This is a genomic window from Rhizobium sp. KNZ14-9A (assembly GCF_056755015.1).
In genome coordinates, this window is record NZ_JBPGXB010000002.1 from 2,887,328 (window position 1) to 2,901,223 (window position 13,896).

General features: G+C 62.0%; 13 protein-coding genes. 7 read left to right on the forward strand and 6 right to left on the reverse strand.

All coding sequences use genetic code 11. The annotated features are described in order from the left end of the window. Together ACR9ZQ_RS21140 and ACR9ZQ_RS21145 are read left to right on the forward strand one after the other, a co-directional pair. Complete coding sequence (locus ACR9ZQ_RS21140) at positions 1-915, forward strand: MBL fold metallo-hydrolase (RefSeq protein WP_439014287.1); 915 nt, start codon at positions 1-3, stop codon at positions 913-915. 2 nt (positions 916-917) lie between these two features. Continuing rightward, complete coding sequence (locus ACR9ZQ_RS21145; RefSeq protein ID WP_310378321.1) at positions 918-1,376, forward strand: thiol-disulfide oxidoreductase DCC family protein; 459 nt, start codon at positions 918-920, stop codon at positions 1,374-1,376. A 104-nt stretch (positions 1,377-1,480) separates the two neighbouring features. Here ACR9ZQ_RS21145 and ACR9ZQ_RS21150 read toward each other — a convergent pair whose 3' ends face one another. Next, on the reverse strand, positions 1,481-2,386 hold the full coding sequence (locus tag ACR9ZQ_RS21150) for a DUF1499 domain-containing protein (RefSeq protein WP_481428737.1): 906 nt from the start codon (positions 2,384-2,386) through the stop codon (positions 1,481-1,483). A gap of 226 nt (positions 2,387-2,612) precedes the next feature. On the opposite strand from ACR9ZQ_RS21150, the gene ACR9ZQ_RS21155 reads away from it, so the two are divergent. Then, complete coding sequence (locus ACR9ZQ_RS21155) at positions 2,613-3,002, forward strand: hypothetical protein (protein ID WP_113323114.1); 390 nt, start codon at positions 2,613-2,615, stop codon at positions 3,000-3,002. Between the two features lie 106 nt (positions 3,003-3,108). Here the strand turns inward: ACR9ZQ_RS21155 and ACR9ZQ_RS21160 are convergent, their stop codons facing one another. After that, positions 3,109-3,354 (reverse strand): hypothetical protein, encoded by a 246-nt coding sequence (locus ACR9ZQ_RS21160; protein ID WP_025669523.1) that lies wholly within the window; start codon positions 3,352-3,354, stop codon positions 3,109-3,111. Between the two features lie 109 nt (positions 3,355-3,463). Between ACR9ZQ_RS21160 and ACR9ZQ_RS21165 the strand changes: the two genes are divergently transcribed. After that, on the forward strand, positions 3,464-3,661 hold the full coding sequence (locus ACR9ZQ_RS21165; RefSeq protein ID WP_481428738.1) for a hypothetical protein: 198 nt from the start codon (positions 3,464-3,466) through the stop codon (positions 3,659-3,661). 73 nt (positions 3,662-3,734) lie between these two features. Beyond that, on the forward strand, positions 3,735-4,010 hold the full coding sequence (locus tag ACR9ZQ_RS21170) for a hypothetical protein (RefSeq protein WP_310378329.1): 276 nt from the start codon (positions 3,735-3,737) through the stop codon (positions 4,008-4,010). Here the strand turns inward: ACR9ZQ_RS21170 and ppdK are convergent. From ppdK to ACR9ZQ_RS21190, 4 genes are all read right to left on the reverse strand, one after another. After that, on the reverse strand, positions 4,004-6,670 hold the full coding sequence (ppdK, locus tag ACR9ZQ_RS21175; protein ID WP_481428739.1) for a pyruvate, phosphate dikinase: 2,667 nt from the start codon (positions 6,668-6,670) through the stop codon (positions 4,004-4,006). The two genes, ACR9ZQ_RS21170 and ppdK, sit on opposite strands and share 7 nt — an antisense overlap. Before the next feature lie 440 nt (positions 6,671-7,110). Continuing rightward, a complete protein-coding gene (locus tag ACR9ZQ_RS21180; protein WP_481428740.1) occupies positions 7,111-10,569 on the reverse strand; it encodes a chromosome segregation SMC family protein in 3,459 nt (1,152 codons plus the stop codon). 78 nt (positions 10,570-10,647) lie between these two features. Next, positions 10,648-11,346 (reverse strand): DsbA family protein, encoded by a 699-nt coding sequence (locus ACR9ZQ_RS21185; protein ID WP_025669517.1) that lies wholly within the window; start codon positions 11,344-11,346, stop codon positions 10,648-10,650. A gap of 252 nt (positions 11,347-11,598) precedes the next feature. Continuing rightward, on the reverse strand, positions 11,599-12,087 hold the full coding sequence (locus ACR9ZQ_RS21190) for a DUF721 domain-containing protein (RefSeq protein WP_007818063.1): 489 nt from the start codon (positions 12,085-12,087) through the stop codon (positions 11,599-11,601). Positions 12,088-12,184: 97 nt separating this feature from the next. Here ACR9ZQ_RS21190 and mutY point away from each other — a divergent pair, with 97 nt between their 5' ends. Both mutY and ACR9ZQ_RS21200 read left to right on the forward strand, forming a co-directional pair. Continuing rightward, positions 12,185-13,276, forward strand: coding sequence for an A/G-specific adenine glycosylase (mutY, locus tag ACR9ZQ_RS21195; protein ID WP_481428741.1), 1,092 nt, complete (start codon positions 12,185-12,187; stop codon positions 13,274-13,276). 2 nt (positions 13,277-13,278) lie between these two features. After that, positions 13,279-13,893, forward strand: coding sequence for an HAD family hydrolase (locus ACR9ZQ_RS21200; RefSeq protein ID WP_481428742.1), 615 nt, complete (start codon positions 13,279-13,281; stop codon positions 13,891-13,893). Positions 13,894-13,896 lie beyond the last annotated feature (3 nt).

Genomic DNA, 13,896 nt, shown 5'->3' on the forward strand with positions numbered 1-13,896 from the left:
ATGTCCGGCGCGAACTTCGATCTTTTCTTCGATCCTGCTTACGGCCGGGCGGTTCCGGTCACAGCTGACATCCAGCGCCTGACGGCGAATAATCCGAGCCCTTTCACCTTCCGCGGCACGAACAGCTATATCGTCGGCGGCACATCGGTTGCCGTTATCGATCCGGGGCCGGAGGATGAGGTGCATTTCGAAGCGTTGATGGCAGCGCTTTCCGGCCGGCAGGTGACGCATATTTTCGTCAGCCACACCCATCGGGACCACTCGCCGCTCGCAAAACGGCTGAAGGAAAAAACGGGAGCGCTGACGGTCGGCGAAGGACCCCACCGTCCGTCGCGGCCGCTGCGCGAGGGCGAGATCAACCCCTTTGCGGAAAGTTCCGATATGGATTTCGTGCCCGACATCGCCATCGGCGACAGAGAGACGATTTCGGGCGATGGCTGGGCGCTGACGGGGGTGCTGACGCCCGGCCACACTGCCAATCATGCGGCCTTCGCGCTTGAGGGCAGCGGCATCCTGTTTTCGGCCGACCATGTGATGGCCTGGGCAACGACGATCGTGGCCCCGCCGGACGGCTCCATGGCCGACTATATGGCCTCGCTCGACAAGCTGATCGCCCGTGAGGACAGCCTGTTGCTGCCCGGCCACGGAGGGCCGGTGACGTCGCCTGCGCCTTTCCTGCGCGCGCTGAAGACGCATCGGCGCCTGCGGGAGCGTTCTATCATCGAGCGCATCCGGGCGGGGGACAGCACCATCCCTAGGATGGTCGAGGTGATATACCGCGATACCGATAAGCGGCTGCATGGTGCGGCAGCCCTTTCGGTGCTGGCACATATCGAGGACCTGATGGAGCGCGGCGAGGTAACAGCCGACAGGCCGCCTTCCCTCGTTGCGCATTATCGATTGGCAGGAGGCTGAGGATGGCCGCGCATTCGGATTACAGCTATCGCGGCGACCCTTCCGTACCCGCTTTCGCGGACGACAGGCCGCTGATCCTCTTCGATGGCGAATGTGTCTTCTGCTCCGGCTGGGTGCAGTTCCTGCTGAAGCGGGATAGGGAAAAACGCTACCGCTTCATCGTCGCCCAGACGCCGCTCGGCGAGGCGCTCTATCGGCATTACGGGCTGGAGACGCGGGACTACGAGACCAACCTGCTGCTCGACAGGGGGCGCGCCTATTACAAATCCGATGCGACGATCCGTATGCTGGAGGGGCTCGGCATGCCGTGGGCTCTGGCAGGAATGTTGCGGATCGTCCCACGGCGAATTGCGGATGTCGCCTATGGCGTAGTTGCGCGGAACAGGCTGAGGATAGCGGGGCGACGGGAGAGTTGCATGGTGCCCACGGCTGAGGTGCGGGAGCGGTTTCTGGGGTCGTAGGTTTTAGTATGCCTCACCGTATCCCGGCCCTTCGCGCGGCTCAGGGCGTTCGGCCCTGTAATCGATCCACTGGATCGATTACTGCCGCTTTGCGGCACCGGGCCTCACCCACCCGCGATCCCCAGAAGTTCTGAATCGAGGGCACCAAGATATTGCTCGGCCTCTTCGGCGCTGAAGCCGAGGTCGTGCTGGCCATAGCGGGAGGCAACGCGGACGTCGACGAAGGTGGTTTCGGCCTCTTCGCGCAGACGGATGATGAAGTCGAAACGCAGACCGAGGATGAAGGTGCGCGTCGTACCCTGCAGAATCACGCCATTGGCGCCGCGGATCAGCTTCGCCACATCGTCCTCATAGGGGCGCGGCGTCGGCACAGGAATGATATCGGGCGAATCGGCGACACCGCTTTCGGGCTGCGCCGGAACGGGCTTGTTTTCCAGTTCGCGGCCGGGCGTCGTGTCGCCTTCGCTTTTGATGATGGTGATGCCGTTTTGCTTTGCGACCTTCTTGACGGCTTCGAGAACACGATCGAGTGCGCCGTCGTAGCGGCGGCCCGTCAGTTCCGGATAGGCGACAAGCTGCCTTTCGCGGTCGGCGGGTGTGACGACGGGATCGCGCGGCAGCCAGATCTGGTCTGCCTGCGGCGTCGACAGCCAATCGGGTGCGGTGGCCGTATCCGTGGTCACGTCATAGATTGCCGGCAGAGTGAAATAGCGCTCCGCTGCAAAGGCACCGATGCCGAGCGGAAAGGCAGCGTAAATGAGTGCCGCCAGCGCATTCAACCCGCCTTCGGCACCGGTCATCCAAAGGCTGCGAAGGCCGATAGCAGCCAACAGGGTCGCGAGAATCGCGCAGCCGACGGAAACGAGCAGCACCAGAATGAGATAGGGTGTCGCCAGCCCACCGAAGCGATGGGCGATCAGCACCGCGACCGAAAGCACAAGCGCAAACGCCCCGAAGTGCCGCGAAAAGCGGGCAGCGCTGGAAACGGGACGATCGAAACGGATGGCCATCAAACTTACCAGTTGGTCGGCAGCGATGCATCGAATGCACCCGCTGCCAACGACTTTTCTAGTGCAAGATTCGTTTAAATTGAAACTCTTGTCTGAGCATTGCCGAAGCAATCCACTTCAAAGGCCAAATCAAAGCGCATACGATCTCCATAAGCTATTGCTGATATGCCGTAAAAAGGCCATTCTACCGGAGTCTCATGCACTTCCCACGAAACAGGAGAGACAGATGATCTCATCCGAGACGATGGAAAGGCCGCGGGCTTCCTCGCTTGGCGGCATCGACCGCGCCGAGCCGCTGTTGCCACTGGAACTGCTCGAACTCGAACTTTCGCTGGAAGGCTACGCCGATGGCGAAGCCGGCTTCTGCGAGGTGGTGCGCAAGGCGGCTACCGAAAGCCGTGGCGAATTTCTCTTCGACCTGCCGGCAGCGGGGCTCGTGGAGGATTGCCGGCGGATCGCGGTTCTGCGCATCCCGACATCGGACAAGAAGATGCGGGTGGTTCTGGCTCTGCTCGACCAGAACGGCACGGAAATCCGCATGCAGGCGCCCGACGAGGATACCGAGCATCTGGTGCGTTTCGCCGATGCCTTCATCGAGGTTCTCGAGCGGATCTGAGTTCTAAAGCGTGTCGCGATCTCTAGGATTCGCTCGCGACGCCTTAGCTCTTTGTTTTACGCATGTCGTTATCGCAAAACCGCTGCACACTTTTGCGCGACATGCTTTAATCGCGGCCTGCTGCAGCCTCCGCCAACGAGCGGAAAGGAAATTTGCGGCCGCATTCGCATTTCAGCATGAATGTTTCCTGATGGACCGACGAGCGCTGCACGAAGAAGCCGCGTGGCAGCTGATCCACCTTGAAGTCGGGATTCTTGCGCTTGGCGTCGTCGATCTCGGAGGCTTCGGCAAAACCGCTATTGCCACATTGCGGACAGGTGAGTTTCTTCGAGAATCGATCGCGGATCGCCATGGTGCTCTTTCCAGTGCTGCTGTCTTTGCTCTTACATAGGAACGCATTGCAACGAAAGTGGAACCAAGCATGCATCCTGCCGTTCCTTCCTCAGTGAAGGAGGCGAATCATGCCGAAAAGAGATCCGATTCAGATGCCCGGCACAAAGGCGCCGCTTGGCCCGCAACCGACCCCTGATATTCCTGACCGCATTCGGGAAAAACCGCCGCTGGCGCCGGCACAGGACCCGAGCGACACGAAGAAGCCGGAAGGCCGGCCGCTTGACCCGGCGCTGCTGCCGATTGGCGACCCCGCGGGCGCGGCTTGATATCACAGTCAGGTTGACGGCGCCTGGCAGATGGATTTTCTTGGTCGGACATTCATGCTCAAGGAATAGACCGATGCGCCCATATGTTCTGCCGCTTCTCGCCGTTCTGGCCGCCGGGCTTGTCGCCTGCCAGACCCTGACGCCCGAGGAGCGCCGGGCACGTGACGAACAGACCTGCCTCGGCTACGGCTTCAAGCGCGGAACGGACGGCTTTGCCAACTGCCTGCAGCGCATCGATCTCGACCGCCGCGCCCAGGCCCGCTACGACAGCGACTGGGTTATGGCCGACATGGCCTATAATCTGAACGGTCCCTACGTTTATCCGCGCTACTATCGCTACCGTCACTGAGCGCCTGAAATCACCGCCTGCGCGGCTGCAAGCCGCGCAATCGGCACGCGAAAGGGCGAGCAGGAGACGTAGTCGAGGCCGATCGTCTCACAGAAATGGATCGAGGCGGGATCGCCGCCATGTTCACCGCAGATGCCGAGCTTCATGTCGTTTCGCGTGCGCCGGCCGCGCTCCGCAGCGATACGGATCAGCTCCCCTACTCCATCGAAATCCAAGGATATGAAGGGATCATGCTCGATGATGCCTTTGCGCTGGTAGGTCGGAATGAAGGCCGAGGCATCGTCGCGCGAAATGCCGAAGGTGGTCTGCGTCAGGTCGTTAGTGCCGAAGGAAAAGAATTCGGCTGCCTCGGCAATGACATGGGCGCGCAAAGCGGCACGCGGCAGCTCGATCATCGTGCCAACCAGATAGTCGATGCGCATCCTGGCTTCCGACATGACATCCAGTGCCACGGCATCGATCTTCGCCTTCACGTAATCGAGCTCCGAGCGCAGACCGACGAGCGGCACCATGATTTCGGGAACGACGGCCGCCCCCGTTTCCTGCGCTGCGGCAATCGCAGCCTCGAAGATGGCACGCGCCTGCATCTCGACGATTTCAGGATAGGAGATGGCAAGGCGGCAGCCGCGATGGCCAAGCATGGGATTGAACTCGTGCAGTGCGTCGACACGCTGGCGCAGGGCCGAAGGCTCCATGCCCATGGCATAGGCGACCTCGGCGATCTCCTCATCACTCTTCGGCAGGAATTCGTGCAGCGGCGGATCGAGCAGACGGATCGTTACCGGCAGGCCGTGCATGACGGTGAAGAGGCCGGTGAAATCACCCCGCTGCATGGGAAGGAGCTTGTCGAGCGCGCTGCGTCTGCCCTTCTCGTCTTCCGCCAGGATCATCTCGCGCATGACATGGATGCGCTCGCCCTCGAAGAACATATGCTCGGTGCGGCAAAGCCCAATGCCTTCGGCACCGAAGGAGCGGGCGGCACGGGCATCGGCCGGCGTGTCGGCATTGGTGCGCACAGTCATGCGGCGGGCGCGGTCTGCCCAGCCCATGATGCGGCCGAAATCGCCCGACAGTTCCGGCTGGATCATCGGCACTTCACCCTTCAGCACCTGACCGGCGGAACCGTCGATGGTGATGATATCGCCCCTCTTCAGCGTCACACCAATGCCTATCAACCGTTCATTGCGGGCGTCGATACGCATGGTGCCGGCGCCGACGACGCAGGGGATGCCCATGCCGCGAGCAACGACGGCGGCGTGGCTGGTCATGCCGCCGCGCGTGGTGAGAATACCTTCTGCGGCATGCATGCCGTGAATGTCTTCCGGGCTCGTCTCGACGCGCAGCAGGATCACTTTGCGACCTTCCGACTCTGCCTCAACGGCCTCTTCCGACGTGAAGACAATCTCGCCGGTGGCCGCCCCCGGCGAGGCCGGCAAGCCGGAGCCGATCACCTGGCGGCTGACGCGCGGATCGATGGTCGGATGCAGGAGCTGATCGAGCGTCGATGGCTCGATGCGCAGGACGGCTTCGTCCTCGGTAATGACACCTTCGTCCACCATGTCGACAGCGATCTTCATGGCTGCCCGTGTCGAGCGCTTGCCGGAGCGTGTCTGCAGCATCCAGAGCTTGCCGCGCTCGATAGTGAATTCGATGTCCTGCATATCGCGGTAATGGGCTTCGAGCTCGTTGCAGATGCGGCCGAACTCGGCAAAGGCTTCCGGCATCAGCTTTTCCATCGAGGGCTTTTCGGAGCCTGAGGCTATACGCCCCTCCTCGGTGATGCTTTGCGGCGTGCGAATTCCGGCGACGACGTCTTCACCCTGCGCATTGACGAGGAACTCGCCGTAAAGCAGCTTCTGCCCGGTCGAGGGATTGCGCGTGAAGGCGACACCGGTGGCCGAGGCATTGCCGAGATTGCCGAAGACCATCGCCTGGATGTTGACCGCCGTGCCCCAGGCTTCCGGAATATTGTGTAGCTGGCGGTAGGTAACGGCGCGTGCGCTCATCCAGCTGGAAAACACCGCGCCGACAGCGCCCCAGAGTTGTACCGCGGGATCCTGCGGGAAAGCCTCATCCAGCTCTTCCTCGATCAGCACCTTGTAGAGCGAAACGACATGCTGCCATTCGGAAGCGTTGAGTTCGGTATCGAACTCGTGGCCGAGGCGCCCCTTCTCGTCCTCGAGGATTTCCTCGAAGAGGTCATTGCCGAGCCCCATGACGACATCGGCATACATCTGGATGAAGCGGCGATAGCTGTCCCAGGCGAAGCGTGCGTCGCCAGCATCATGGCCGAGCGCCTGCACCGTCTCATCATTCAGGCCGAGGTTGAGCACCGTATCCATCATGCCCGGCATGGAAACACGGGCACCTGAGCGCACGGAAAGCAAAAGAGGCTGGTTGCCCGCACCGAAACGGCGGCCGGTGATCTCCTCGATACTCGCAATGCCCGCGAGCACCTGCTCCTTCAGTGCCCGATCAATCTTGCGACCGTTCTTGTAATAGGTGCTGCAAGCTTCGCTGACAATGGTCAGGCCGGGAGGAACCGGGAGGCCGAGGCTGCACATTTCGGCAAGATTGGCGCCCTTGCCGCCAAGGATCTCCTTGTCTCGCGCCCGGCCTTCAGCCTGCCCGTTGCCGAACGTATAGACCCACTTGGTCATCTTCCCCCCAACACCATTTCGGAGACCAGCTTAATCCCTTGGTGTTGAAATGAAAATCGACAAATGCGGCGAAATGTTGCGCCGCACAATAAATCCCTAACAGGATGCAAGATCAAACGATTGAAACTAATGGGACGCAGCGAAGGCGCACAAAAAAGCTTTGCGGGACTGCAACAACGGTCCCGCAAAGCCTTGTTTCCGTCCGGCCAGGAAAACCGGACGGGGGGTCCACTTATGCCTTGTGATCTTCGGGGCCTATCCCCAACCCGAAGACAGCATTGCAAATATAACAGATCACAACGACCGATTGCTACTTATCCGTAACGGCGCGGTTGCGATAAAACAACTTCTAATGCAATGCGCGCAAAAGAGCATCACCCAAATGGGGTACGTACCCGATGTCAGGGTGACCTTTTTTGGTCTTTAATTAAAATGCGGCCTCAAGCCGTCTCACGGAGACGCTCTGCCGTCTGCAGATCGACCGAGACAAGCTGAGAAACACCCTGCTCCGCCATCGTGACGCCAAAGAGGCGATTCATGCGCGCCATGGTGATGGGGTTGTGGGTAATGATGACGAATCGGGTCTCGGTGGACGCCGCCATCTCGTCCATCAGATTGCAGTAGCGCTCGACATTGTGGTCATCGAGCGGTGCGTCCACCTCGTCCAGCACGCAGATCGGCGCAGGATTGGTGAGGAAGACGGCGAAGATCAAAGCCATTGCCGTCAGCGCCTGCTCGCCGCCCGAGAGCAGCGTCATGGTCTGTGGCTTCTTGCCGGGCGGGCGGGCAAGAATTTCGAGACCAGCTTCCAGCGGATCGTCGGATTCGATCAGTTGCAATTCCGCTGTGCCACCGCCGAAGAGGTGGGTGAAGAGGCGCTGGAATTGGGCGTTGACGACATCGAAGGCGGCGATCAGGCGCTCACGGCCTTCGCGATTCAGGCTCTGGATCGCGCCGCGCAGCTTGCGGATGGCATCGATGACGTCGTCACGTTCCTTGATAAGCGCTTCCAGCTTCTCGCTGAGTTCCTTCTGCTCCTCGTCGGCGCGCAGGTTGACGGCGCCCAAACGTTCGCGCTCGATCCGCAGCCGCTCCACCTCGCGTTCAACCTCGCGCGGATCCGGCAGCGTCTGCAGTCCCGGCCGGTCGGCAAGGCGCATCGCCTCATGGGGCTGCACGTTCAGTGTCTCACGAATGCGCTGTTCGCTCTCCTGGCGTTTCTCGCGTGCGGAGACCAGGCGCTCCTCGGCGCGGCCGCGGCGCTCGCGGCTTTCGGCAAGTTCGGAGAGCGCCGTCGCTGCCTTATGGTCCGCGTCCCGCTGCAGAAGTTCGGCCTGCGCCAAGAGATCGGCAGCGCCCCGGCGGGCTTCCTCGGCCTTCTGCAGCTCCGTCAGCAAGGCGCGGCGCTTGTCGTCGAATTCATCAGGCGCCATTTCAAGCTCGGCGGCCTCCTCGCGGGCCTCCTCCTCGCGCTCACGCAGCGTGGCGATGTGATCCTCAGCACTTGCAGCGCGCTGGCGCCAGGTCTCGCGCTCCTGGCCGACGGCGAGGATGCGGCGCTGGCGGGCGTCGTTCTCACGGTTCAGGCTCTCGTGGCGGGCGCGGGCTTCAGCAAGGGCGCCGCGATCCGTCGCGACCTCGGCCTGCTGGAAGCGCAGCCGTTCGTCGAGCGCGGTCAAGTCCGGCGCATCCTCCAGTTCGATATGGGCATTTTCTTCCTGAACGGCAACATCCTCGAGCTGCGCCTGCAACTGGCTGACGGCTTCGGCAATGACATCGCGGCGGCGGATGAGATCACCGGAGGCGCGCTCGGCAGCGGCAAGCGCATCTCGCGCCTCGGCCAGATGGCGGGCGGACAAGCGGCTCATATCGCGGGCTCCGGTGAGCCTGCGCTCCTCCTCGCGAATGGTATCGGCGGCGGCGGCAAGACGCTCCTCAGCCTCGGCCAGAACGTCGCGGGCAAGCTCCGCCTCGCCTTCCAGCTCGGCAAGGCGGTTCTTCTGGGCAAGGCGCAAGGCTGCAGCACTCGGCGCGTCCGCACCGGCGACGTGGCCATCCCAGCGATAGACGGCGCCGTCCTTGGTCACCAGGCGCTGGCCGGCTTTGAGTTCCTTCACCAGACGCGGCGCGTCGGCATCAGCCACCAGACCGATCTGGCGCAGGCGGCGGATCAGCGCCGCGGGTGCGCGGACATGGTTCAGCAGGGGCTCAGCGCCAGCGGGAAGCGCTGGATCACCAGAGCCATCGCCGTTTTCCGACCAGTGGGCAGGCGCATTCGGATCGAGCGGGGATTCGAGATCGTCTCCGAGTGCGGCACCGAGCGCCGTCTCGAAACCGCGATCGACCTTCAGCTCTTCGGCAACCGGCGGAAATTCGCCTGCCGCAGCACCTGCCAGCATGCGCTGGATGGTACGGGCCTCCGTTTCCAGCGCGTTGAGCTTGCTGCGTGCCTGCTCAACGGGAGTACGGGAAAGCGCTTCGGTCTCGCGCGCCCTGGCAAGCGCCTGCTCGACGGACTGGATTGTCGTCTCGGCCTCGGCCAGGGCGACTTCGCCTGCCTCGACCACGGCCCGCTTCTCGTCCGGGTCGGGCAGCGTTGCCATCTTCTGCTCGATGCCGGCGAGTTCGCGATTAGCATCGTCCATCTGGCGTTCGAGCCGCAGCTTGCGATCAGCGAGGTCGCGAATGGCGCGTTCCAGCTGATTGCGTCCGGCAGCAGCTTCAGCGCGCTCTGCAGTCAGGGTGGTGAAGATACGCTCACTGTCGGCGAGTTTGGCGGCCGCCTCTTCGAAAGCCTGCTGCGTCTCTTCGGCATAACGGCCGGAATCGGCCAGAATTTCAGCAATATCGGCCTCTTCGGCGTCGAGTCTTGCCAGGATCGTGGCGTTGTCGGCGACAAGCCGCTCCTCGCGCCTGATGTCTTCGGCAAGTTGGGCCAGGCGGCGAGTGAGTTCATCGCGGCGCCGCAGGATGCGGTTGGCATCCTCTTCGAGCTGGCTGCGGGCGATCTGCAGGCGCTGGAGTGCGGCAGCCGCTCTCGCCTCGCCTTCGCGCAGTTCGGGCAGCTTCAGGGCGGCGATGCCCTGGTTCTTTGCCGCATCCATCTGGATCTGCGCCTTCTCGGCGACAGCGACGGTTGCCTGGTTGAGCGCGCTGTCGGCCTCGGCTTCGGCCTCTTTCGCCTGCACCCAGCGGATATGCAAGAGCATCGCCTCGCGGGCGCGGATATCGGCAGAGAGCGTCTTGAAACGGTTTGCCTGGCGGGCCTGGCGTTTCAGGCTCTCGATCTGGCTTTCAAGCTGCGAGGTGACGTCATCCAGCCGCTCCAGATTGCTTTCGGCGGCACGCAGGCGAAGTTCGGCCTCGTGGCGGCGGGAGTGCAGGCCGGAAATGCCGGCGGCTTCTTCCAGCAACTGGCGGCGGGCCTGCGGTTTTGCGGCGATCAGCTCGCCGATGCGCCCCTGCCCGACCATGGAAGGAGAGCGGGCGCCGGTGGAGGCATCGGCAAAGAGCAGCTGCACATCCTTGGCGCGGCTTTCCTTGCCGTTGATGCGATAGATCGATCCCTGCTCGCGCTCGATGCGGCGGGTGACCTGGATTTCATCGCTGTCGTTGAAGGCGGCAGGTGCGGTACGCTCGCCATTGTCGAGATAGAGCGCGACTTCGGCAGTGTTCCGCGCCGGGCGGTTTCCCGAGCCGGAAAAGATCACGTCGTCCATGCCGGACGCGCGCATATTCTTGTAGGAATTCTCGCCCATGACCCAGCGCAGGGCTTCCACGAGATTGGACTTGCCGCAACCGTTCGGCCCGACCACGCCCGTCAGCCCGCGCTCGATGAAGAATTCGGTCGGCTCCACGAAGGATTTGAAGCCGACAAGGCGGAGCTTGTTGAACTTCATGCCGCAGCCTCACGCTGCACAAAACAAAAAACGGGCGCACGGCTTTCGCCGTCGCCCGCCTTCACAAAACGGTACGGATCAGAGCAGACTGTCGATGAGGGCCGACATGGTGTCAACCGGCATGTCTCCAGAGTAGCGCTTGCCATTGATGAGGAACGTCGGCGTGGCATTGACGCCGAAGTCCTTGGAACCGCGTTCCCGCGTGGCATTCACTTCATCCAGCAGTTTCTGGTTCGTCAAGCACTTCGTGAAGCTATCCTCAGTAAATCCGGCAAGCTTCGACATTTGCAGCAGCGCGGCGCGGCCGTCATCGGCGGCAGCCCAGACTTGCTGCTGCTTGAAGAGCATGGCGACCATCGGGAAATATTGCTCGGGCGTTGCGAGCTCTTCAGGCTTCTGCGGGTTGCAGCGGGCGAGCATGAAGGCGGCGGCAGCGCGCGGATCGAAGGGGAATTCGCGCAGGACGAATTCGACTTTGCCGGTGTCGACGTATTTCTGTTTGATCGTATCGAAGGTGGTGTTGTGGAAGTGGGCGCAGTGCGGGCAGGTCATCGACATATATTCGACGATCTTGACCGGGGCATCTGTCTTGCCGAGCGCCATTTCCGGCAGCGCGCCAGGGGTCATGACCTTGGCCATGTCGACATCGCCATCCGGCTTTGGGATTTCGACGGCTGCCTGCGCCTGCGCCGTGCCGTATACCGCGATAGATGCGGTTGCGGCAGCGACACCGCCCAGAAGCTGGCGTTTCGTCAGTTGCATTTCAGAGATGCGCATGGGTTCCCCATAAACAAGTGTGGCAGCTAGTTGTGCGATATAACGGCCAGAAGCCGCGAACAAGGCACGCTTCGCCAACTTTCTTCAAAGAATTGTGACCTGCGCGAGACGAAACCGCAGATCAATGAACAAATCAATCATTGCCGGAATGCAGAAGCAGTGTTTCGCCCTGCATAAAAGAGACGGATTATTTGTATCTCGCCGTTCCGCAAGCGGTAGGCGATCAGGATGCTGCCAACAGGACGGCGAAGGTTATTTCGGCTTTTTACCCAATACTGCCGTACCCAGGCGAGCGATCGCCTGGCGCAATTTGTCGTCCTCTATGCCCTGCATCATGCCTTCGAGCTTGCGGGCGGCTTCGCCCTTCAGAGGCGGGGGCGTGCGAGAGCGTTTGACCGGCTGGTAGACCGGCTTCTGGACGATGCGGAGCTGGTGAACGGCGGCAAAGCCGAAGAAGCTGTTGATGCGCTGGATGAGTTCGCCTTGCGCGTGGGTCAGAAAAAGCGCGCGCGCGCCTTCGCAGGCAACGGTCAGCACGCCGGGGCGGAAGCTGCCGTCATCGCCGCCGCGGGCCCAGGCGATTTTTTCCGGCCGAGTGCAATCGGCAAAGTCCTCGCCAGCAATTTCGTCCCAGGAGCCGAGAAGCGCGCTATTGATGCCGGCACGGCGAGCGAGAACGGGATCGATGATGCCGTTCGTCAGCTCGGAAATCTGCTTCCCATCTTTGCGTGGATAACTCATCGAAACCTTGGTAAGCGATAGCCATTCGAGGCCATCGGCTTGATCACGCCGCATTGCTTCGCCAAGTATAGAGCACTTCCCCCGATCGCGGCAAATAATGACGATACGCACACCGGACGCGCCGACCGCCCTCCCTCTCCTCGAATGGTACGACCGTCATCATCGCGACCTGCCCTGGCGGGTTTCGCCGCCGATGGCCGGGCGTGGCGTCAAGGCCGATCCCTATCACGTGTGGCTGTCCGAGGTGATGCTGCAGCAGACGACGGTGCAGGCGGTAAAACCCTACTTCGCCAATTTCCTGGCGAAATGGCCGTCGGTGACGGATCTCGCCGATGCGCCTGTTGAAGCGGTGATGGCCGCCTGGGCGGGGCTCGGTTATTATGCTCGAGCGCGCAATCTGAAGAAATGTGCCGAAGCCGTTGCGAGCCAGCATGGCGGCATCTTTCCCGACACCGAAGAGGGCTTGAAAGCCCTGCCCGGCATCGGCGACTATACCGCGGCTGCGGTGGCAGCGATTGCCTTCAACCGGCAGGCGGCCGTGATGGACGGCAATGTGGAGCGGGTGATCTCGCGGCTCTATGCCATCGCGACGCCGCTTCCAGCCGGCAAGCCGCTGATGCGCCAGAAGGTGGCGCTGCTGACGCCGGCCGATCGGCCCGGCGATTTCGCCCAGGCGATGATGGATCTCGGCGCCACCATCTGCACGCCGAAGCGACCGGCCTGTTCGCTCTGTCCCTTCAATGTATCGTGCGAGGCGCTCAGGCTGCATGATCCCGAGCAGTTTCCAGTCAAGGCCGCCAAGAAGGAAAAGCCGGTCCGGCGCGGCGCCGCCTTCGTGGCGGTCACCTCCGATGGCGATATCCTGCTTCGGCGGCGGATCGAAAGCGGCCTGCTCGGCGGCATGACGGAAATTCCGACGACAGCATGGACCGCGCGGCAGGACGGCGAGACGTCAGCCGAAGCGGCACCCTTCAAGGCTGACTGGGAGAGCGCCGGCAGCGTCACCCACGTCTTCACCCATTTCGAGCTCAGGCTTTCGATCTTCCGCGTCGCGATTGCCAATCGCCTTCAAATCGATGACGGCTGGTGGGAGCCGGTTATAAATCTTGAAGCTCAGGCGCTGCCGACTATCATGAAAAAGGCGATCACAGCGGCTATTCCTCTCGCGTTCAAAACAGCCAAGGGATGATTATGGCAAACGACATCAAGCATATCGTTTTCGATATTGGCAAAGTTCTTATTCATTACGATCCGCAAATTCCTTTCAGCCGCCTCATTCCCGATGAGGCCGAGCGCAACTGGTTTTTCGCCAACGTCTGCACGCACGACTGGAACATCGAACAGGACCGCGGCCGCACCTGGGCCGATGCCGAGGCGTTGCTGATCGAGCAGCATCCGACCCGCGAAGAGCATATCCGCGCCTTCCGCAAGAATTGGCAGGAGATGATACCACATGCCTATGAGGACAGCGTCGCGATCATGGAAGGCTTCATCAACGAGGGCCGGGATGTGACGATGCTGACGAACTTCGCCTCCGACACGTTCCGCGAGGCACAGGAACGCTTCGCCTTTCTCAAGAAGCCGCGCGGCGTGACCGTTTCCGGCGATGTCGGCCTCATCAAGCCGGATATCGCGATCTACGAAACGCATACCAGGAGCTTCGGCCTCGATCCGGCCGCGACGATCTTCATCGACGACGCGCCTGTCAATATCGAGGGTGCGAAGGCTGCCGGCTGGAATGCCGTGCTCTTTACCGGCGCCGACAAGCTGCGCGCCGATCTCGCCACCTATGGACTGAAGGCCTGAGCC